The sequence below is a fragment of the Paenibacillus gyeongsangnamensis genome (assembly GCF_027533625.1).
Classification (GTDB): Bacteria; Bacillota; Bacilli; order Paenibacillales; family NBRC-103111; genus Paenibacillus_G; species Paenibacillus_G gyeongsangnamensis.
Genome location: NZ_JAQAGZ010000007.1, coordinates 1 through 20,636, shown reverse-complemented (window position 1 = coordinate 20,636; position 20,636 = coordinate 1). Strand labels below are relative to the sequence as shown.

The 20,636-nt window shown below is 46.7% G+C and carries 18 protein-coding genes; 16 read left to right on the top strand and 2 right to left on the bottom strand.

The window, feature by feature from the left end:
- Positions 1-6: 6 nt before the first annotated feature.
- From O9H85_RS12060 to O9H85_RS12035, 6 genes are all read left to right on the top strand, one after another.
- Positions 7-363 (top strand): YrdB family protein, encoded by a 357-nt coding sequence (locus O9H85_RS12060; RefSeq protein WP_269881635.1) that lies wholly within the window; start codon positions 7-9, stop codon positions 361-363.
- Positions 363-1,166 (top strand): hypothetical protein, encoded by an 804-nt coding sequence (locus O9H85_RS12055; RefSeq protein WP_269881633.1) that lies wholly within the window; start codon positions 363-365, stop codon positions 1,164-1,166. The genes O9H85_RS12060 and O9H85_RS12055 overlap by 1 nt, the downstream gene beginning before the upstream one ends.
- 14 nt (positions 1,167-1,180) lie before the next feature.
- Complete coding sequence (locus tag O9H85_RS12050) at positions 1,181-2,164, top strand: MBL fold metallo-hydrolase (protein WP_269881632.1); 984 nt, start codon at positions 1,181-1,183, stop codon at positions 2,162-2,164.
- Positions 2,165-2,345: 181 nt separating this feature from the next.
- Positions 2,346-3,455, top strand: a complete 1,110-nt coding sequence (locus O9H85_RS12045; RefSeq protein ID WP_269881631.1) for an efflux RND transporter periplasmic adaptor subunit — start codon at positions 2,346-2,348, stop codon at positions 3,453-3,455.
- 36 nt (positions 3,456-3,491) lie between these two features.
- Complete coding sequence (locus O9H85_RS12040) at positions 3,492-4,070, top strand: TetR/AcrR family transcriptional regulator (RefSeq protein WP_269881629.1); 579 nt, start codon at positions 3,492-3,494, stop codon at positions 4,068-4,070.
- Positions 4,071-4,103: 33 nt separating this feature from the next.
- Positions 4,104-7,220 (top strand): efflux RND transporter permease subunit, encoded by a 3,117-nt coding sequence (locus tag O9H85_RS12035; protein ID WP_269881627.1) that lies wholly within the window; start codon positions 4,104-4,106, stop codon positions 7,218-7,220.
- An 83-nt stretch (positions 7,221-7,303) separates the two neighbouring features.
- Here O9H85_RS12035 and O9H85_RS12030 read toward each other — a convergent pair whose 3' ends face one another.
- Positions 7,304-8,251, bottom strand: a complete 948-nt coding sequence (locus O9H85_RS12030; RefSeq protein ID WP_269881625.1) for a TIM barrel protein — start codon at positions 8,249-8,251, stop codon at positions 7,304-7,306.
- Between the two features lie 65 nt (positions 8,252-8,316).
- Here O9H85_RS12030 and bioA point away from each other — a divergent pair, with 65 nt between their 5' ends.
- The 6 genes from bioA to bioC are packed head-to-tail and all read left to right on the top strand — an operon-like array spanning position 8,317 to position 14,273.
- Positions 8,317-9,669, top strand: a complete 1,353-nt coding sequence (gene bioA / locus O9H85_RS12025; RefSeq protein WP_409348134.1) for an adenosylmethionine--8-amino-7-oxononanoate transaminase — start codon at positions 8,317-8,319, stop codon at positions 9,667-9,669.
- 11 nt (positions 9,670-9,680) lie between these two features.
- Complete coding sequence (bioD, locus tag O9H85_RS12020) at positions 9,681-10,403, top strand: dethiobiotin synthase (RefSeq protein ID WP_269881624.1); 723 nt, start codon at positions 9,681-9,683, stop codon at positions 10,401-10,403.
- 21 nt (positions 10,404-10,424) lie between these two features.
- Positions 10,425-11,423: a biotin synthase BioB gene (bioB, locus tag O9H85_RS12015; RefSeq protein WP_409348133.1), complete on the top strand. Its 999-nt coding sequence runs from the start codon at positions 10,425-10,427 to the stop codon at positions 11,421-11,423.
- A 15-nt stretch (positions 11,424-11,438) separates the two neighbouring features.
- Positions 11,439-12,617, top strand: a complete 1,179-nt coding sequence (bioF, locus tag O9H85_RS12010; protein ID WP_269881623.1) for an 8-amino-7-oxononanoate synthase — start codon at positions 11,439-11,441, stop codon at positions 12,615-12,617.
- Complete coding sequence (locus O9H85_RS12005) at positions 12,614-13,456, top strand: alpha/beta fold hydrolase (RefSeq protein WP_269881621.1); 843 nt, start codon at positions 12,614-12,616, stop codon at positions 13,454-13,456. Before bioF ends, O9H85_RS12005 begins: the two co-directional genes overlap by 4 nt.
- Positions 13,419-14,273, top strand: coding sequence for a malonyl-ACP O-methyltransferase BioC (gene bioC / locus O9H85_RS12000; protein ID WP_269881620.1), 855 nt, complete (start codon positions 13,419-13,421; stop codon positions 14,271-14,273). The genes O9H85_RS12005 and bioC overlap by 38 nt, the downstream gene beginning before the upstream one ends.
- Here the strand turns inward: bioC and O9H85_RS11995 are convergent.
- Positions 14,268-15,488 (bottom strand): spinster family MFS transporter, encoded by a 1,221-nt coding sequence (locus O9H85_RS11995; protein WP_269881619.1) that lies wholly within the window; start codon positions 15,486-15,488, stop codon positions 14,268-14,270. The two genes, bioC and O9H85_RS11995, sit on opposite strands and share 6 nt — an antisense overlap.
- A gap of 378 nt (positions 15,489-15,866) precedes the next feature.
- Between O9H85_RS11995 and O9H85_RS11990 the strand changes: the two genes are divergently transcribed.
- The 4 genes from O9H85_RS11990 (at position 15,867) to pabB (ending at position 20,274) form a co-directional block, all read left to right on the top strand.
- Positions 15,867-16,838, top strand: a complete 972-nt coding sequence (locus O9H85_RS11990) for an AMP-binding protein (protein ID WP_269881618.1) — start codon at positions 15,867-15,869, stop codon at positions 16,836-16,838.
- Between the two features lie 70 nt (positions 16,839-16,908).
- Entirely contained in the window at positions 16,909-17,265 is a 357-nt protein-coding gene (locus O9H85_RS11985; protein ID WP_269881617.1) for an AMP-binding enzyme, read from the top strand.
- Positions 17,266-17,280: 15 nt separating this feature from the next.
- Positions 17,281-18,477 carry an acyl-CoA dehydrogenase family protein gene (locus O9H85_RS11980; protein ID WP_269881616.1) on the top strand — a complete coding sequence of 399 codons (1,197 nt, stop codon included), beginning with the start codon at positions 17,281-17,283 and terminating at the stop codon, positions 18,475-18,477.
- A gap of 36 nt (positions 18,478-18,513) precedes the next feature.
- Positions 18,514-20,274, top strand: a complete 1,761-nt coding sequence (gene pabB / locus O9H85_RS11975; protein ID WP_269881615.1) for an aminodeoxychorismate synthase component I — start codon at positions 18,514-18,516, stop codon at positions 20,272-20,274.
- Positions 20,275-20,636 lie beyond the last annotated feature (362 nt).

The following is a 20,636-nucleotide window of genomic DNA, read 5'->3' as shown; positions in this document are numbered from 1 at the left end:
ATTCTTATGGGTGTTGAAATGCTGGTTTCCCTGTTAAAATCGCTTAACTTGATTTTGCGGTTTCTTCTTGAGGTTTGCGTTGTGATTGCGCTCGGGTATTGGGGATTCAAAACGGGAAGCAGTACGGCTGCTAAATATATTATTGGGTTAGGTACGCCACTACTCATTATGGTGGTCTGGGGGACGTTCGGTTCCCCCGGCGCTTCCATTCCGCTCGTCGGATGGCCGCTCTTGATGCTCGAGATCGTTATCTTCGGATTAGCCGTTGCAGCCCTTTATGGCACCAGCCTCCCGAAACTGGCTGCAGTAATGGGGGGAGTGTTTGTAATTAACCGTATCTTAATGTATATGTGGGGCCAATAATGAAAATCTATGGTTTATACGGTAAAAGCGGTACCGGTAAGAGCCATAAATCCAGTGAAGTTGTTGCACGTTATCAAATCGATGCCGTAATTGACGACGGTATTTTGATCATGAATAAGATGCGAGTAGCGGGCAAATCCGCCAAAAACGAACGTTTCATGTATGCTGCTACGAAAAGAGCGATTTTCTTTTCGGAATCCCATCGCCAAGAGGTTTACAACTTTATCAAGAACACTAAAATTAACAAAATGCTTGTGATCGGCACTTCACAAAAGATGGTTGAAAGTATTGTGAAGCGTTTGGATTTACCGCAAGAAATCGAATGGATTCCCATTGAGTCATTTCAATCGGAAGAGGAATTAAACCTGGCAAAAGCAAGACGCAGCGTAGGCTATCACGTTATCCCGATTTATCCGGTTGAAGTGGAGAAAACCTACCATGGATGGTTTAGTAAACAGGTGATCCGTCTTGGCCAGCGGAAAGAGGAAGTTACACTGGTTAAACCGTTATATTATAAAAATAAAATTACGATAGATCCGCAATGTGTTCGTGACCTGGTTTCGATCGCTGCCGACCCTATTTTGCAAATTCATTCGGTTAAAGTGGACAAAGAAAAAGTGTTTATTAGTTTGTCTTTACAACAAGGATATACGATCGAGAGTTTGCGGCAATGGAGAAATCACTTAATTTCCATTCTAAACAATTCCTTGGGAATTCCATATGATGTAGACGTGGAGTGGCGTGCTATCCTTCCCGCCAAGCAGGCAAAAGGAAAAATAACTAAATTTTTGAATGGATTGTGATGTGATTACGTTTGATGATTTCAAAAGAAGGATGCTCTGTTTATCCGATTATGGTTCCGACACATTATAGTTTAAGAACTTTTAATTTTTATTTGATAGAGGAAGCCGGTTCTTTGTCATTGATTGATGCCGGCGTGGATTCCGAAGAATGCTGGGGAGCGTTCATCAGGATGATGAGCGAAAACGGGTTTACTCTTCATGACTTGACTCGAATCATTATTACTCATAGTCACCAAGACCATGTCGGCTTGATCAATCGTATTTCTTCAGTAAGAGAAATCCCGGTCTATGCCCATAAAGAATCGATTCACCGTTTGAAAAGAGACAAGGAGTTTTTGTCCTTAAGGGTAGCATTCTTTCAACAGCTATATCAAGAAATGGGTTGCGGTACCTCCGGGGAACGGCAAGTACAAAAATTGAAAGAGGATGTACGGGAAAATGAGAAAAACAAAATCCGCGGGGACATTTTGCCGTTAAATGACTTTAATACGGTAGCGGGGCTGCAGGTCATCGAAACACCTGGCCATTCCCCCGATCATTTGGTTTTTTTCCATGAACAGCGCAAATGGCTTTTTATTGGCGACCATCTAATCAGCCACATGTCCAGTAACGCGCTTGTAGAACCGGACCGGACAGGCAGGCGGATCATGACTTTAATCCAATATGTGGACTCGCTTAAAAAGTGTTCGAGTCTCGATATCGAGATTGCTTTCTCCGGACACGGAGAACTGATTCGCAATCATAAAGAATTGGTCATGACGAAATTAAGCCGAATCCATAAAAGGGCGGACATGATTTTGCTTTTGGTTGCAAGCGGAATTTCAACGGCGGCCGAGCTGGCTGTTTCCTATTTCAAAGAATTATATCAAAGAGAGTTTTCTTTGGTCATGTCGGAAATCATCGGTTATTTGGATTATTTGGAAATGCAAAATAAAATCCAAAAAGAGCTGAAAGACGAGATATGGCATTATTACATATACAAGGCAGATGGAGTGTGAAGGTTCCATGCCAAACCGGCCAAAGCAAAAGAAACTTTATAGGGTAACAGTTGAAGTATTTTGGAATAAAGCAGGCGTAATTCTGCTCTTAACCACGATCCTATTTTCCGGCTGCTCTAATGGCACGCCCCCCACTGCCGCTTCAAAGAATGAGCAAGCTTCGGAGCAAACGGTCAAATCGGTGAAAACGGTTAAGGTCAGGATGCAAGCCTGGGACAGCGCCAAAGAACTTGCAGCGAATGTCATTCCGTCACTGGAGATCAATATCGTCCTGAAAGTCGACGGCGATGCCCTGCATGTACTGAAAAAACGCGGCGACACCGTCCAAAAGGACGACGTGATTATCGAGCTTGATAAAAAGGACATGATGCGTCAAAAACAAAAGCTGCTTTATGAACAAGCCAGCCTCGAAGAACAGTTAACCAAGGCTAAACGGGATTTGAACGATAGCATGTTGGAGCTGACGAATAATTTGTTCATAGCCAAGCAAAATTTGGACGATACGACTAAACAATACAACAAGACGTTGAATGATTATGACGTTGGCCTCGCGACCAAGCAGCAAAAGGAGCAATTGGAATCTCAAGTAAATAATTTGAAGCTGAATCTTCAGATTTTACAGCAGAAGCTCGATACTTTGAAAAACAGCAACCCGCTTTCCTCCCTTCAATACCAATTACAGGCCAACGAGATTAGCATGCAAGATGTGGATTCGAGTATCTCCAATTTTGACGTTAAAGCGCCGACAGCCGGAATTTTAACCGAGATGCCGATCGAGGAAGGGATTACGCTTGCACGCGGGCAAAAAATCGGTGTCGTGCAGCGGCAAAATCCGATTAAAATACGAGCCGAAGTAACGGAAACGGACTTGCCCTTTGTGCAAGGCAAGCAAACCGTTCCGTTCAAGATATCCGGTTCGCCGGATAAGCTCCAAGGGAAGGTTACTTACTTGGCGAATGTAGCCGACAGCCAAACAAGAACCTATGCGTTGGAATTGGAAGCGGCCAACGACGACGGTCGTCTGAAATCCGGTATGCGCGTTCAATTGATTCTCGCCGACAACGGGCAGCAGCAAGTGGTTGCCGTGCCGGCGGATAGCATTCTTCGCCAAGAAGGCGAGCCCTTTGTTTACATCGTTAATGGAGACCATGCAGAAAAACGGATGGTTAAGCTCGGGCGCAGCAAGGAATCCATTCAAGAAGTTGTCGCTGGACTCCAGCCAGGCGATGTTTTGGTCGTCTCCGGACAATACCAACTGCAGAATATGGAGAAAGTAAAGCCAAGCGAATAATCCCCTAACCCATTCTCTGCTAGGAGGTTATTCTCAATGAGTGAAAACGAACGCACGCGAACAAAAATCATCGAAGCTGCAACCCGGCTATTTTCCTGCAATGGATATTACAACACCAAAGTATCCGACATCGTGAAAGAAGCGGCTGTCGCTCAGGGAACCTTTTATTTGTACTTCAAAACAAAGGAGGAAGTCTTTCACTTCCTTGTTATGGACTATTTGGGGAAGCTGGAGGACGTCGTTCAAAAAAATATCCAAGTAAAAGACAGTGTTGCATCTCAGAGCGCCCCTCCGGCAAAAGATGTTTTCAATTATTACTACAATCTGTTTCACGATCTGCTAATGATTTATTTTGAGAATAAATCGATTTGGTGGATAACGGTGCGGGACGGAATGAATTTTTCGAAGCTTACAGCCATTCATACTTCCTTTAAAGAACGTCTGGCGCATCTGTTAATTTGTCATTATCCGGATGAAAAAATGGCTTACGCCAGCATCGGTATGGTTGCGGAGTTGACTTTCACCTGGTTTTATATCCGAAAGAAAGGGGTAGAATCGGTTCCCGAGCTGGCCCGCACACTGGCCGAAATTCATATCAAACTGCTGGAAAGTTAACGGACCGGATTTCCGGGAGGAGGATGAATCCGTTTGATTGCGAAGCTGATGAAATATCAAAAAATTACGCTCTTGTTCTTTTTCATTTTCGTTTTGGTGGGCATTTCCAGCTTCACTTCTTTAAGCCAACGGGAGAATCCCGAGATTACCGTATCTACGGCACTCGTCAGTACGATCTATCCAGGGGCCTCACCGGAAAAGGTCGAACAGCTCGTCACCAAGCCTTTGGAAGAGAAAATCAGGGAAATGGATCATATCAAGAACATCGATTCGACTTCGTCCACCAACGTTTCCGTCATTACGGTAGAGATGGAGCCTGGAATCGACTATAAGCAGTCGTGGGATACCTTAAGACAAAAGGTGCAGTCGGTACAAAGCAAATTACCTGCCGAAGCCCATCAGCCCGAAGTGAAGGACGATTTGGCCAAGACGGCGGCTCAAATTATCCATTTAATCGTGGACCGTCCCGAAGATCTGGAGTTGCTGCGCCCTATTACGAAATTTTGGAGGGAACAGCTTCGCACGGTTTCGGGCGTCAACGATGTAGAGATTGTCGGAATTCCCGACAAGGAAGTAAAAGTGATTCTGGACAGCGATAAGCTCGAAGCCTTTCGCCTGCCCTGGTCGAACGTGATGCAAGCTTTGCAGAACGCCCACGATCGTTCGCCGATTGGAAATGTGAATGAAAATAACCGCGACGTTTACGTCCAGCTGACCGGCGAGTGGGAGTCCGCCAGCGATATTGCGGATACCGTTATTTACCGTCCGGCCGGACAGGGCAATACGATTAAACTTCAGGATGTCGCCAATGTCAAAATCGGTACGAAAAAAGTGGAAGAACAAGTGTTTCACAACGGCAAAACAGCGGCCGATGTAGTCATTTACCCTGCGAAGGGCCAAGATATACCGTCACTGCAAAAAAGGATCGACGAGAAAGTTTCCGAATTGCAAGCTCAGCTTCCCTCTAAAGTGAAGATGGTATCGTTGTTCACGCAAAAGGAAAGCGTCAATAAGCTGTTTTCCGATCTGACGCGAGAAATGCTGATTGGCATAGCTGCCGTTCTGCTCGTCTGTTCCATGGGACTTACGTTAGGTACGGCCATCATGGTCGCGCTGGCGATCCCGGTTTCCATCGCGCTCGGTTTTATCCCGATCGGCATGTCGTCCATTGACTTGAATCAAATCACCATCGTAGCACTCGTCATCGTATTAGGTATACTCGTAGACGATGCGATAGTCGTAAACGACAATATCGAACGCAGACAATCGCTCGGGGATTCGCCATCGGTTGCATCGCTGGAAGGCAGCCGGGACGTGGCCATTTCCATTATTACCGCAACGGTTGCCACTGCAGCGGCTTTCTTCCCGCTATTTTTCCTAAAGGACAATATCGGCGACTTTATCCGCCCGATTCCCGTCGTTGTAAGCTTGACGCTAACGGCATCCATGGCCATGTCTCTGACCATCGTTCCGATTTTCCGTAAATGGACCGGCGAGCGCGCTCTTCGTATGGGAACCGCAGTCCGGAAGAAGCCGCCCGGACTTCTTGGCGGGCCGTTGCAGAGCCTTAGCGTATATTACGGGAAACTCATTCGCCGTTTGTTGAAAAAGCCGCTGCTAACCGGTATGGCGGCGCTTATTATCGGAACATCCAGCTATGCGCTGCTGCCGCTGCTTGGCGTTCAGTATTTTCCAAGCGCGGAGCGGGACGAATTTTTGCTTGATGTTACAATGCCCGTAAGCAGCAGCTTCAATCAAGTCTCCGACATGATGCAAAATTTATCGGCCTGGGCGAATCGCCAGGAGGGCGTCCGTTTTGTCACTGCCTATGCCGGGAGAACAGCCCCCAAGTTTTATTACGCCGAAACCGTCTCTACCGACACAAGAATCGGACAACTGTTTGTCAAGGTCGACGAGTCGCGCGTCCATACCGGTGAACTCGTGTCCAACTGGCGCCGGCAGCTTAAGATAATGTACCCGGACATCGAGCTTCTGCCTAGAGAGCTGGAGCAGGGCCCCCCTGTCGGAGCGCCGATTGCCGTCAAGATCAGCGGTCCGGAATTAAGCGAGCTTAGCGTCCTCTCCAAACAGGTGCAGACTATTTTAAAGGGCATTCCGGGAACAGCCAACGTCTCCGACGATGTCGGCGAGGATATGTATACGATGGATCTTCAGCTTGATAAGAACAAAGCGCGTTTTTACGGCGTGAGCGAGAAGGACTTGTCCGCAACCGTGCGGCTAGCCACGGAAGGCGTTGAATCTGCCAAGCTTGAGCTCGATAACGAGAGCATTCCCGTTACTCTTTATAGCGGACCGGATAAGTCACCATCGATGAAAACGGTGGAAGGTTTGCTCATTCCGTCGCAAACCGGGGAGCTATATCCGATCAAAGAGTTTGTTAGCTTGGGCTCAAACCGTATGATCACTTCCGTTCTGCATCATAATCTGGTGAGAACGATTACGGTGAGAGCTTATACGGACGGGCGTTTGCCCGCAGATATCGTGGCCGAGCTGCAAAATAAAGTGAAGCAAATCCAAAAACCGGAACGTTACACGTTTGAATATGCCGGCGAGAATGAGGAACGCAACGACGCGTTCGTTTCCATAGGCAAGCTTTCGATTGTCGTCGTATTCCTCATTTTCATCATTATCGCGATGCAATTCTATTCCTTGTCCGTTCCGTTTCTTGTAATGACTACCGTCTATTTAGCTATGGGAGGCGCATTAATCGGACTGTTCGTGACCGGAGCGCCAATCGGTTTCATGGCGCTTATGGGGTTTGTCAGCTTAGCGGGGATCGTAGTGCGTAACGGAATTGTGCTTATCGAATTTATTGAACACGCAAGGCAAGGCGGCATGGAGCTGTATGACGCCATTGCCGAATCCGGCCTGGCGCGGCTTCGTCCTATCCTGCTAACATCCGCTACGGCCATTGGAGGCTTAATGCCCATGGCGATCATGGGTGGCAGTCTGTGGCGTCCAATGGCTGTAGTCATCATTTCGGGACTTATTTTCTCCACTCTACTGACGTTGTTTATCGTTCCTTCGTTCTATTTAAAGCTTGCCCAGTGGAGGGACAACCGCAAGAAGAAGCGCAGCGGAGCGGTAATGGAAAGCTCTCCCGTTCAAGGTCAGCCCGTTTCCCGATAAGAATCGTTTTCAGCAGCAACGAGACTGCTGCAAAAGTGAATATGACTTTTGCAGTGCTCTCTCTGCTGTATTGGGCTGCTCATTTATGTACAAGACAGCTCGAGTTCATTAAAGTATTTTACACTATCGATCATTGGAGTACAGTCGTTATGGTCTCCTTTAAGATTGATTTCAAAGATGAAATCTTTATCCATAACGTACGGCTTCACCATTTTCCAATCGATTTTTCCTTCACCTAACGGAAGCGAATCATGCTTCTCTCCCATACTATCCACTAAATGAAAATATTTGGCATGCTTTTGAGTAGATTCAAGAATCTGCTGTAATTTTCCGTTATCGCCCCTGCAAGCTATAAATGAATGACTTACGTCGATATTTAATGGCAAGTCGAGCGGCCTGATTAACTCATCCAACAAATAGGGATTATCGAACGAAAAAATACCCTGTATCGTATCCTCCCATACAAATCGATCCGATGCGAAATCAAGAATATCTTGTATTCGCCTTCTCATCTTTATTGTACTCTGCTTGTCCGAATTAGAACTTATGGTATTCACATAATGGGCATGAATTACGGAGTGTATGTTTTCATTGTGGCAAATAGTTGAAAGAATTTTAGATGTTTCGTAATAGTAATTCCGCATATCTTCATCTTCGGAAAGGATGTCCAGATAAACTCCATTATGCGTTGAAGGCTGATGCAAGTAGACTCGAATATTAAGATTTTGTAGGAATCTTATTTTTTCAACAAGTCTGGATGTGTCCAATAAATCGTATTCGTCAAGATACAATTCGATGATTTCGGGGTTATATTGTAAACGGTCTTGAATACTTTGGTCACTCAAATTACTTTTTATCCTGACAAATTTCATCATCTCACCTCTCACTTTTTGTAATTCCAACAATTCCTCACTATTAAGGATAACTCTATAATAATCTTCAGAGCAAGCGGTCAACATTTCATTTTCGTAAAGATGTTCTCCTTTTTGTTCTGCCTTTACACGATATCCCGGGTCTGTTAAAATGGTCACAAATGTTAACCGTAATTAAATTTACGTGGTTAACGTTTAAAATTGCTCAATAGCGGGTGATTGTTGTGGCTTCTCTTTATGAACAACTTGCAGCCTTGGATAAATCTCATGTGTGGCATCCTTTTACCCAGATGAGAGATTATAACAACGCTGATCCTCTCATCATCGAACGCGGAGAGGGCGTAAAGCTGTATGATGTTCTTGGGCGGGCATATTATGACGGTTTCTCCTCCGTATGGCTGAACGTTCATGGCCATAACGTTCCGGAGCTCAATCAGGCGATTACGGATCAGCTGGGGCGAGTGGCCCATTCCACACTGCTTGGCATGGCGAATATTCCTGCGATTGAGCTTGCGGAGAAGCTGGTGAGGATCGCTCCGGCGGGATTAACGAAGGTGTTCTACTCCGATTCGGGGGCAACCGGCGTTGAGATTGCTCTGAAAATGGCTTATCAATATTGGCACAACAGGGGAGTATACGCGAAAAAGAGCTTCATCACCATGAACCAAGCGTATCATGGCGATACGATTGGCGCGGTCAGCGTAGGAGCGATTCCTCTGTATCATGACGTTTTTCGTCCGCTGCTGTTTCCTTCTCATGTGGTACCGTATCCTTATTCGTACCGTCATGAAGGAGGCGCCGTGGGAGCGAAGGAGGAGACGTTGTCCGCGATTCAAACCATATTGGAGACTCGTTCGGACGAGATCGCAGCTCTCATCGTGGAACCGATTGTACAAGGGGCAAGCGGCATCATCGTCATGCCGCCGGGTACGCTTCGCGATATCGCTTCGCTGTGCCGCAAGTACGGGGTTTTGTTCATTGCCGATGAGGTAGCCACGGGCTTCGGCCGGACCGGCGCTATGTTCGCCTGTGACCTGGAAGGGGTATCCCCGGACTTCATGGTGGTAGGGAAGGGACTAACCGGCGGTTACCTGCCTGTGGCGGCTACCCTGGCGACAGATGAGGTGTATAACGCTTTCTATGCGGATTATGAAGAGCAAAAGTCATTCTTCCATGGTCATTCGTTTACCGGTAATCCCTTGGGCTGCGCGGTTGCACTTGCCAGTCTGAAATTGTTAGAGGACCGGAAGATCGTCGAAGGTGTCCGAGTGAAAGCGGACTTCGTGGCTGCGAAGCTGGCTGCATTAGCGGATAGGTCGCATGTGGGCGAGGTTCGGCAGCAGGGATTGATGATCGGCATCGAGCTGGTACGGGAGAAGGCTTCACGTCGGTCTTACGATTGGGCGGACCGTATCGGTGTCCGTGCGAGCCTCCGGGCACGTGAGCTGGGGATGCTCACGAGGCCCCTTGGCAATGTAGTTGTCTTCATTCCTCCACTAGCCAGCACAGTAGGAGAGCTGGAAGAAATGACGAATATTCTCGCCCGGGCGATCTGCGAAGCTACGGAGGGGAGCTGAGATTAGCAGGTATGAACCGACGAATACGCGGACTTTTCATCACGGGGACCGATACGAATGTCGGTAAGACCATAGTGACTGCGGCATTGGCTGCAGCACTGCGCGCAGATGGAATGCAAGTAGGCATATGGAAGCCTGTGCAATCCGGCGCCCCGATAGGCAGCGGGGTGACGGATGCGGAGAGGCTGGTGCTCGGAGCCGGACTTGATGAGCGGCCTGAGGCGATCGCGCCTTTCAGCTTTCGGGCTCCGCTTACCCCCGTGCTTGCCGCAAAACAAGAGGGAGTGAAGCTGACGCTTCACATGCTGCTTGCGGCCGGCGAGCCGTTGATCCGGCGGTATGATTCGCTGCTCGTTGAAGGGGCCGGGGGGATCGCGGTCCCGCTGACAGAGGACGCGTTGGTGGCGGATCTTATCGCTAGGCTCGGGATATCGGCTATGATTATAGCCCGTACAGGGCTCGGAACAATTAACCATACCTTACTGACGGTCTCATTATTACGCCAGCGTGCGATCCCGATTGTGGGCATTGTAATGAACGAAGGGGGGCAGTATGATGCCGACAAGGATCCTAGCTTCACTACGAACGCGGAGCTGATTGAGCACTATAGCGGGCTGCCCGTACTTGGGCGCTTCCCGTCGCTTTCGGGAGAAGCTTGGACGACGGAAGACTTGGCCAATGCCGCCCGAGCCTCTTTAGACCTCAATGCTATAAGGCGGGCGCTTGGATATTAAACTATGGAAGGATGATTTTTCGTGACGACAAGTGTTCATTTTACCGATTGGGCCCATCTTTCACGAAAAGCGATTGCAGGAGAAGCTATTTCAGAGCAAGAAGGGCTGGCTGTACTTGAAGCGGATAACGATGATGTTCTGCCGTTGATGCAGGCTGCTTATACGGTGCGGAGGCATTATTTTGGGAAGAAAGTAAAGCTGAACATGATTATTAATGCCAAGAGCGGCCTTTGTCCGGAGGACTGCGGGTACTGCTCGCAATCGATTGTATCGACGGCGCCGGTCAAAAAATACTCGATGCTGGACAAAGAAACCTTGTTAGCCGGCGCACGTGAGGCCATGTCCCGTAAAGCGGGGACTTACTGTATTGTAGCGGCAGGTAAAGGGCCGACGGACAAAGAGTTGGACCAAGTGGTCGAGGCGGTAAAGGAAATCCGAGAAACGATGCCGCTCAAAATATGTGCATGCCTAGGAATTCTGAAGGAGGAACAAGCCGAGAGGCTTGCCGATGCGGGAGTTCACCGGTATAACCATAACCTGAACACGAGCCGTGCCAACTATCCTTCAATTACAACCACCCATACATACGACCAGCGCGTGGAAACGGTAGGCAAGGTGAAGACCTACGGGATGTCTCCTTGCTCGGGCGTCATTATCGGCATGGGGGAGACGAATCAAGAGATCGTAGAGATGGCTTATGCACTCCGTGAGCTGGATGCGGATTCGATCCCCATCAACTTCCTGAACGCCATTCCGGGTACTCCGCTCGAGAATGCGGGTCGAACCCCGGCTATGAAAGCGTTAAAGGTGCTCGCACTGTTCCGCTTTATCTGTCCTTCCAAGGAGATTCGGGTCGCCGGCGGACGAGAGGTGAATCTCCGTACACTGCAGCCCCTATCACTCTATGCAGCCAATTCACTCTTTGTCGGTGACTACTTGACTACAGCGGGTCAAGAAGTCACGACAGACCACCAGATCATTGAGGATTTGGGATTTGAGATTGAAATGTGTGCATTGTAAGGCGGTGAACCGCTGATGGATTGGATGAATATCGAGCTGGAGGCTTGGGCCGGGGAAGCAAAAGAGCGGGTTCTGCGGGAAAGCATCCCGGCAAGGAATCGAACCGGTTATATCGAGCGTGGGGGACGGCTGCTGCTCAATTTGTCCTCTAATGACTATCTTGGATTGGCCGGACATCCGGCCATTTTGGAGGCGATGCGGGATTCTCTGCTGCATGAAGCAGCGGGCTCGGGCGCCTCTCGACTTGTAACGGGAAACGGCCCTTCCTTCAGTCGCTTGGAAGAAGCCGTTGCCCAGTGGCAGCAGAGCGAAGCGGCGCTCGTATTCGCCAATGGGTATGCGGCGAATTCCGGGGTAATCAGCGCCCTCGTGGGTCGGGGCGATGTAGTCTTCAGCGATCGGCTGAACCATGCGAGCATCGTCGATGGCATCACGCTTAGCCGTGCGGAGCATGCGCGTTACCGTCATAACGATATGGAGCATCTCCATTCGTTGCTGACGAAGTATCAGGGTGCCAGGCGAAAGCTGATCGTAACGGATACCGTCTTCTCTATGGACGGTGATCATGCTCTGCTGCGCAAGCTGGTTCAACTCAAGCGCGAGCACGGAGCGATGCTGATGGTAGACGAAGCGCACGGCAGTGGAATTTATGGCGCTCATGGCGAGGGGTTGTGTCATAAGATGGGCTTGAAGCACGAGGTGGATGTGCACATGGGCACGTTCAGCAAAGCGTTCGGAGTCTATGGCGCTTATGTCTGCGGCAGCAGGACTCTCATCCGATGGCTGGTTAATAAAGCACGGCCGCTGATCTACTCTACCGCGCTGCCTCCCGTTGTACTCGCGGGTGTATACACTGCGCTGGAGCTTGTTCGGACGGAGGCGATACGCAGGGTACAATTGGATGAGGGAAGCCGACTGCTGCGAGACGCGCTTCGCGAAGCCGGCTTCCGGGTAGGTTCCGGCGACTCTCCCATTATACCGGTCGTCATTGGCGATAACGATACCGCCTTATCATTCAGCTCTGCTCTGGAAGAGGAAGGCATCGCCGCCGTTGCGATCCGGCCGCCTACGGTTCCGGAGGGTACGGCCCGAATACGTTTCTCCGTTTCGGCGGCGCATACAGCGGCCGATCTGCTCGATGCTGCGGTCCGCATACGCCGAGTCGGTCTTCGGATGGGAGTGATTGTCTCATGAAAGGGATGGAATATGGCAGAAGGAGCAGTTTCCCATTCGAGACGGAGGGCAGCGGGATGTATACATCGAATACAACGATTCTGTGGCTGACAGGATGGAGCATGCCGGTGACGATCTTTGATCGGCTCCAATCGCTTCTGCCGGAGTTTCACCATCATTCCGTGGATTACAGCTCGGCAGGTGCAACGGAGGAGCTGCTGGATCGGATAGAATCAGCTGCAAAACATTGCAGAGCTGCATCAGATAGGGAAGTCGCTGCATCAGCGTCCCACCCTAAGCTGGTCATCGCAGGCTGGTCACTCGGCGGCTTGCTGGCTCTTCGGCTGGCAACCAACGGTGATGTGGACGGCCTGGTGCTAATCGCCTCAACGGCCCGTTTTGTACGCCCGAAAGAAGCAAGAGACCGGGGCTGGCCGGATGTGTATCTGCGTCAGATGAGATCAGCGCTTGCAGAAGATCGAGCGAAGGTTGAATCCCGGTTTCGCCGGACGCTGTTCACGGATGAGGAACGGGAAGCGGGGCTTGAGGCCGAGCTGCCAGGTCCCGGCAGTTGGACAACCTCTGCCCTTCAGGCAGGGCTTCAGCTGCTCAGCGTGGAGAATGTCCTGCCTCTGCTGACCGACCTTCTACAGCCGGCGCTAATCGTGCATGGCTTGGAGGACAGCATCTGTCCATACGGAGCGGCTGAAGAGCTGTACAATCAGCTGCCGCAGGCGGAATTAATCAAGCTGGAGGGGTGCGGACATGCGCCTTTTCTTGGGCGAGAAACCGATATCGCGTCCAGCATAAGGAGATGGTGGAATGGTAAGCAGAGTTCAGGCGATACGCAACCGGTTTAATCGGAGCGCAGCGGGAGCCTATGACACCCATGCCCAAGTACAGCGGCACATGGCCGATTGGCTCGCCGATTCGATGTCTTCTAGCGGATTCCTATCGGGGGCGGAAGGCCTTGATGTGCTCGAAATCGGCTGCGGCACCGGCATATTGACTGAGCTGCTGCTTGAAAGGTGGCCTTTCTTACGGATCAAGGCAATCGATTTGTCACCCGCCATGCTGGAAGCCGCTGAACGGCGATTGCGTTTGAGAGCAGCCACAGAGCAAGCCAATGCTACCGTGATTCATTTTCTCCTCGCTGACGTCGAGGCATGGGCGGCTTCCGCGCCTTCGGCTTCGTACGATCTGATTGTCTCGAGCGCTTGCTTTCAATGGCTGAGCTATCCGCAGGAGACGCTTCGTCAGTTGTGCCGCATTCTTCGCCCCGGCGGACGGCTGCTCTTCTCGACCTTTGGCCCGGACACTTTTCGCGAGCTGCATGAGTCTTTCGATAAGGCCTACTATGCCAACGGAATGAAGCCGCAGCGTCATGGACTATCTTTTCCGGCTGCGATCGATTGGCAGGCTTGGCTTAGCGAAGCGGGCTTCTCCAATGTTCAAGGGGAGCGGAAGCTCCAACATCATACTTATCCTTCCGTTAGGGCCTTCTTGCATTCGATCAAAGCTGTGGGAGCCAGCACATCGGAAGCAGCCGTGGACCATGGTTTAGGAGCCAGGCACTTATTCACAGCTATGTTTGAACAGTATGAAAGAATGTTCCGAGTGCCCGAAGGCGGCGTTCAGGCAACTTACGAGTTGTTCTTGCTTCAAGGGACCTTATGAGCTGGAAATAGACCCTTGACTTACGAAGCGCACATGGCTTCGCAAGCCGGCAGCTAGGAAGAACAACGCTGCCAAAACCATCGGAATAGGCAAAAGCGATATGGAAAAAGAGAGGCTTGTGCGGTCAGAAATATAACCGATGATTGCCGAACCAGGAATATCGCCTAACAAATGCATAATCAGCAAGGCAATGGATTGGGACGTGTTCCAGAGCGGCTTTTCCGTTACGTCGAGAATGAATGCGGAAGCAACTCCGACATGCATGAGCATGAATAATGTGGAGAAAAAGAAGAAAGTGATATTGTGCATTGCCACTCCGAAAAACAAAAAGACGGCGGACAGCGTCATTACCAGTGTTAGAATGTAAGCCCTCCCGCGAGGATTGCGTTTTTGCCAAGCGTCGCCAATCCAGCCGCCCAGGGGTGCGCCGATCAAACCGGCAAGTACTTGAATGGCGCCGGTAACGAGGCCGGCTTGACCTAAGCTGTAGCCAAAGTCGCGAACGAACAGCGAGGGAGCGAACAGCACGATGGAACCGAACGCAAAGCTGATTCCTGAATAACCGAGGCAGGCAAGCATGTAGGCCGGATTCCGGAACAGGGAGCCAATCCCCTGGAGGTTCCATCGCCAACCTGCAGGAGCGGCAGCGTCGGCATCCACCGCGCTGCTCTCAATGCGAAGTCTCCAGGTGAGCACGGCAAGGATTAAGCCGGGAAATCCGACGAGCGCAAAAGCGGCCTGCCAACCGACTTGTGCACCGATAACGCCGCCCAGCAAAACGCCTGCGGCTCCGCCAACCGGTATCCCCAAGTTAAATAATCCTAAAACGATGGATCGCCTATCTTTTGGAAACTGCCCTGATAAAATGGCGCTTGCCGTCGCCGCATAAGCGGCTTCCCCAAGCCCGACAAACGAACGGAACAAAAACAGAGAGGATAGCGACCAAGCAAAAGAGGAAAGAAAGGTGGCTACACTCCATATGCCAACCCCGATGGCGGCAACCTTGTGAGGCTTCCATCGGTCCGACCAAATGCCGAACGGCAGCGCAGTAAACGAATAGGTAATCATGAACGCGGTTCCGAGCGAACCGAGCATCAGATCAGTCGCATGAAAATGTTCCTTCAGCAGTGGAAGAACGCCGGAAGTGATGTAGCGATCTAGATAATTGACAATATTCATTAGTAAAAATAACGTGAAAATTCGGCCTCGTGTCAAACGGTTTCCCTCCCCAAGTCCTCTATTCCCTTACTATTCTATAACACTTGTATTATTTTTACTATTATTAATATTTTTAAAACTAATATTAATTTATAAAAGGCTAATATGAATACTCCGAAAGTTGAGCATTTTAGACCCTTTAGTCCGAGAATTCCCTAGAAAAGATTAAGGGGATAATGGTTTCCACTTTGAAAATTAACTAATATAATTAGTTTTAAATTTATAATATTTTATTTTTATTTTCCAAATACATTGACACACTAATTATATTAATTTAAATTAAGCCGTAGTACACTAAATTTTTACATTTAAGAAGTGATAATGGATGGGCAAGGGAATAAGCCGAGTTCCAGTTCTAAGTTAGGAGGGAATATTTTGATTAACTCTAACGATTTATATGAATTTATAATGAAAGAACATAAAAATAACAACCAAATTTCTTTAAATTTCAATCGGTCAGTTAGTTACAGGATGCTTGAAAATGAAGTTGAGAGATGTTGTTTGAAATTATCAAATGAGGGAATTAAAGAGGGGAGCCGGGTTGCCTTAAGAGTGGTACATTCGTACTCGTTGATCTATTTAATTCTTGCGTTGTGGAAAAATAATAACCAAGTAATGTTACTCGACCCGCGCTTAAAAGAAAATGAGGTAAATGAACTCATTCATATTGCTAAACCTAACTTTTACATAGAATCTATTCAACAACATAGTCTGCTAGCCAAATTTAAGGAAGAAGTAGAAATAAAACTCGTTAAACATTATGACGATTCGCATTCTGATCATGTTTCATTAATATTAAGCTCTTCAGGTTCAACCGGAATTCCAAAGATCATAGGGAGAACCCCGGAATCTATTATTGAAGAAATAAAAAATACCGCCAAACAAGAAGGTTCAATAAGGAAGGACGATACGGTTCTTATTTTATCTTCATTACATCATAGTTATGGTTTAATTACCGCGTTGTTACATTCGCTTTATTCAGGAGCTACGGTTACATTTTCGCAATCAAATCAAAAAAATGAAATCATTAATACATTAATTAATAAGAAGGTAAGTGCTTTATTTGCCGTTCCTGCTCATTATGAATTGTTAACAAATTCATTTGAACAGGCAGCTTATCCTCGATTAAGAATAGCGCTATCGGCAGGGGATATTTTAAAAGAAGAGACATTTGACAGGTTTCATGATCAATTCGGAATTCCGATTGGCTTGAATTATGGAATGACCGAAGTGGGAATGATCTCTATCGATTTTCTGGGAAGATTCCCTCAAACCTGCGGTCCGAATCTGCTGTGGATTCAATTACAAAGTATTGAACGATCAACTATATTTATGTCTTCCGCATAGTTCATATCTAACTCAAGAAACGGATAACAGATATGAGGATCAATGGCTTAAAACGAACGATATCTGTGAAATGAAACGGGTGCTTAATACGGAAGTTCTCATCATTAAAGGAAGATCGGACTCGTTAATTATTATTGGCGGATTAAAAGTGAATTTGATGGAGATTGAAATGAAATTGAAGAATTTTTCGGAGATAAACGAAGCGTTGGTCATTTTTAATGACAAAGATCAATGGATAGAAGCCTATATTTCTCCTAAAAAAGAGATCGAGCTCACAACATTATTGTCGTGGTGTAAAGAACATTTTGCGCATTATAAAATACCCAAACGTTTTCATCTGGTTGAAATGATACCGAAGACCGCAACAGGCAAAATAAAACGAGTCATAACGGAACCTATAAGTCCAATTCAAACTCTATCAACTTAAAAGGGGATGGTAGAATTGCCACCTAGTTATTTATTTGAAGAAAGCGTGGATAATGAACGTTATATGGATAAAGCTTTAGAAATAAGCGAATTCGCCAAAAAAAACTCCCAAATAATTGATAAAGAAAACAGATTTCCTATTGAAAATTTTCATTTATTAAAGCAACACGGTTTTATGGGGCTCATTATTCCAAAAGAATATGGCGGTCTGGGACTCGGTTATGAAGTTATGGTTGAAATTTCGAAAATATTATCCGCAGGATGTCTTTCAACCGGAATGATGTGGTCTATGCACTGCCAGCAAGTGGCCATATTGGTGAATCATGCTTCCGAACAATTTAAACAAATGGAATTGCGGGATATTGCAGAAAACGGCTTTTTAATCGGGTCAGTAACTACAGAAAAAGGGAAAGGAGCAGATTTATTAAGAGCGCAGGCCCCTTTGAAATTTGAAAATGATAATATATTAGATCATATTTTATTAGATCGATTAGCCCCTGTAGTATCCGGTGGATTGCATTGCGATGCTTACTTAATTTCCATGCGAAAAGATGATAGCGCGAGAGAAACAGATGTAAAGCTTGTATATGTTAGACGCAGTCAACTCGAAATAGAGCAAATTTCCGATTGGAACACCATGGGGATGAGAGGTACAAACAGTGTATCTTTAGACCTCAAAGGAAATATTCGTCTAGAGCAAATTATTAATCCCACTCAAGATTTTCTTAATATTGCTACGATCACTCAAATCCCTATCGCACTCTTGACTTGGGCGGCAAGTTGGTTGGGAGGTGTACAAGGTGTTTATCGCTCGTTTAGGAATTTATTAAAGGATCCGACTACGAAACAGCACTTTAATGTAAGTTCCGATCTCCTGATGGAAAGACTCGGAAGAATCAGACTTAAGTTGGATACGGTTGAATCCTATTTACGCGAAACATTAAACGAATACGAAAAATATAGAAATCATGAAATGGAATGTTTATTCAGACCTGCTTTCCGAATTAAAGTGAATAATGTAAAAATACTCGCTTCCGAGCAACTATTCGAAATCGTCAATGACCTTATGAATATTGCCGGGCTCAAATACGGGTATTCTGAAAATAAGCAGCTGCCTTTGGAAAGGTTGTTTAGAGATATACGTTCGGCTAGTCTAATGTATCACAACGATAAATTGTTAATTGCGAGCGGAAAGTTATCTTTGATGGATTAAGATGATATAACTTCAAAAAAAGGAGTTAGCGAAAGAATGAACGATCAAGAATTTTTGCTGTTTGAATTTAATGACAGACTCAATAATCAAGAAAATATGATCTTTCGTAATCCGGTTAAAATTATTTCGGCTGCTCAAGTGAATGAGGTGATGCCCGCTTTGCGTGAAATCGATGAGGCAGTAAAAGAAGGTTATTATGCTGCAGGGTATGTATCTTACGAAGCCGCCCCAGCCTTCGATTCTGCATTTCAAGTTTGCGGCAATGCCAATATGCCCTTGCTTTGGTTTGGTCTGTTTCATGAGCCTGAATATACAAAAAAGGATACAGATATCCAATATCGAAAGGGAGAATTTAATCTTTCAGAGTGGAAACCTAATATATCTATGGAGACGTATCAAAAACATATCGCATTAATAAAGGATGCGATCTTGAGGGGAGATACGTATCAAGTAAATTATACCATTCGTCTCTTAAATGACTTTGAAGGGGATGATTTTTCGTTCTATCAATGCCTTAGTCAGTCGCAAAGAGGTCAATATTCGGCTTATTTACAAACCGGACGGTTCCGAATTCTTTCTGCTTCTCCGGAATTATTCTGTTATTGGGACGGCAGGAAAATTGTCACAAAACCAATGAAGGGCACTGTAAAACGCGGTCTAACAAATGAAGAAGATCGAACGTATCATGAATTTTTGGAAACCTCAATAAAAAATAGAGCGGAAAATTTAATGATTGTAGATTTATTGAGGAACGATTTGGGGCGGGTTGCTGAGGCGGGATCTGTTAACGTAGATAAAATCTTTGAAATTGAAACGTATCCTACAGTTTTACAGATGACCTCAACCATATCAGCTGCTACGCAAGAAAAAAAATCGCTGACTGACATTTTTTCCGCATTATTTCCATGCGGTTCCATTACAGGAGCACCCAAAGTAAGTACAATGGGTTTAATCGCCGAACTTGAGCAAGTGCCAAGAGAAGTCTATTGCGGAGCCGTCGGTTTCGTTTCCCCTAATGGCTTCTCCGTATTTAATGTAGCTATTCGCACAGTGGTGGTCGATACTTTATTGAATACAGCGGTATATGGAGTAGGGGGAGGCATCACTTGGGACTCTACCTCAGAAGATGAATACAATGAAATATTAACCAAAGCCGCTCTGTTAACGGAAAATAAAAAGAGCTTTGAATTATTTGAGACCATCCGATTAGAAAACGGGAATTATACCCTTCTGGATTATCATCTAAATCGAATGAAGTCATCTGCCAAGTATTTCGACATTCCATTTAGAGAACACGAAGTAAATTCACTATTGGAAGAATATAGTATACAACACTCTAATGAGTTACGTCGTATAAAGTTATTGATGTCTATGAACGGTGAATCCCGAATTGAATCTGAACCTCTGCAACTCATGATAAACGATATAAAAAAAGTCTCATTTGCCGGATCTCCTATTAATCCAAAAAACCGATTTCTCTACCATAAGACAACCTACCGTGAAATGTATGAACGGCTAAAAGAAAGCCGACCGGATGTTTTTGACGTTCTTCTTTGGAATGAAAAAGGTGAGATTACCGAGTTTACAATAGGAAATATAGTTCTGGAAATTGGTGGAAAAAAATTCACGCCTTTAAAGGAATGCGGCTTATTACCCGGGACGTTTAGAGAATATCTACTCCAAGCTGGGCAAATTGAAGAGTGTATTTTAACGAAAGAGGATATAAAAAGAGCATCAAAAAGTTGGTTGATCAATAGTTTACGCAACTGGGTTCCTGTGGAATTTGTGAATTCATGATTTAATTCGATTGAAAGGATGATCCGCATGATTTTAGTAATCGATAATTACGATTCCTTTATGGTGCTACAAGATGTCAAGACAGTTTTTTTAGATTTTTAAGGTGTGAAATCTTGCACAATGTTTGTTGTAATTGCCCCGAAGGGACAAGCAGTTAATCGATCAGTGATGGAAATATTGAAAGATATTACCACTGAAGAAGATGTTCATAGGTTGAGGACGTAGCCCAAGCGAAGGCGCGGGAGAAAGGCTTTCTCTTTTGTCATTCACATGTGGATAATAGAATAACGTCACGGTTATACACAGCAGCCGGCGTATGGTTTTGCAGAGACTGATGCGGCAGATAGTGATTGTGCAGATGA

Coding starts and splice junctions, on each gene's coding strand:
- O9H85_RS12060 (WP_269881635.1), top strand. CDS start 7: ATGGGTGTTGAAATGCTGGTTTCCCTGTTAAAATCGCTTAACTTGATT.
- O9H85_RS12055 (WP_269881633.1), top strand. CDS start 363: ATGAAAATCTATGGTTTATACGGTAAAAGCGGTACCGGTAAGAGCCAT.
- O9H85_RS12050 (WP_269881632.1), top strand. CDS start 1,181: ATGATTTCAAAAGAAGGATGCTCTGTTTATCCGATTATGGTTCCGACA.
- O9H85_RS12040 (WP_269881629.1), top strand. CDS start 3,492: ATGAGTGAAAACGAACGCACGCGAACAAAAATCATCGAAGCTGCAACC.
- bioD (WP_269881624.1), top strand. CDS start 9,681: ATGAACCGACGAATACGCGGACTTTTCATCACGGGGACCGATACGAAT.
- bioF (WP_269881623.1), top strand. CDS start 11,439: ATGGATTGGATGAATATCGAGCTGGAGGCTTGGGCCGGGGAAGCAAAA.
- O9H85_RS12005 (WP_269881621.1), top strand. CDS start 12,614: ATGAAAGGGATGGAATATGGCAGAAGGAGCAGTTTCCCATTCGAGACG.
- bioC (WP_269881620.1), top strand. CDS start 13,419: ATGGTAAGCAGAGTTCAGGCGATACGCAACCGGTTTAATCGGAGCGCA.
- O9H85_RS11985 (WP_269881617.1), top strand. CDS start 16,909: ATGAAACGGGTGCTTAATACGGAAGTTCTCATCATTAAAGGAAGATCG.
- pabB (WP_269881615.1), top strand. CDS start 18,514: ATGAACGATCAAGAATTTTTGCTGTTTGAATTTAATGACAGACTCAAT.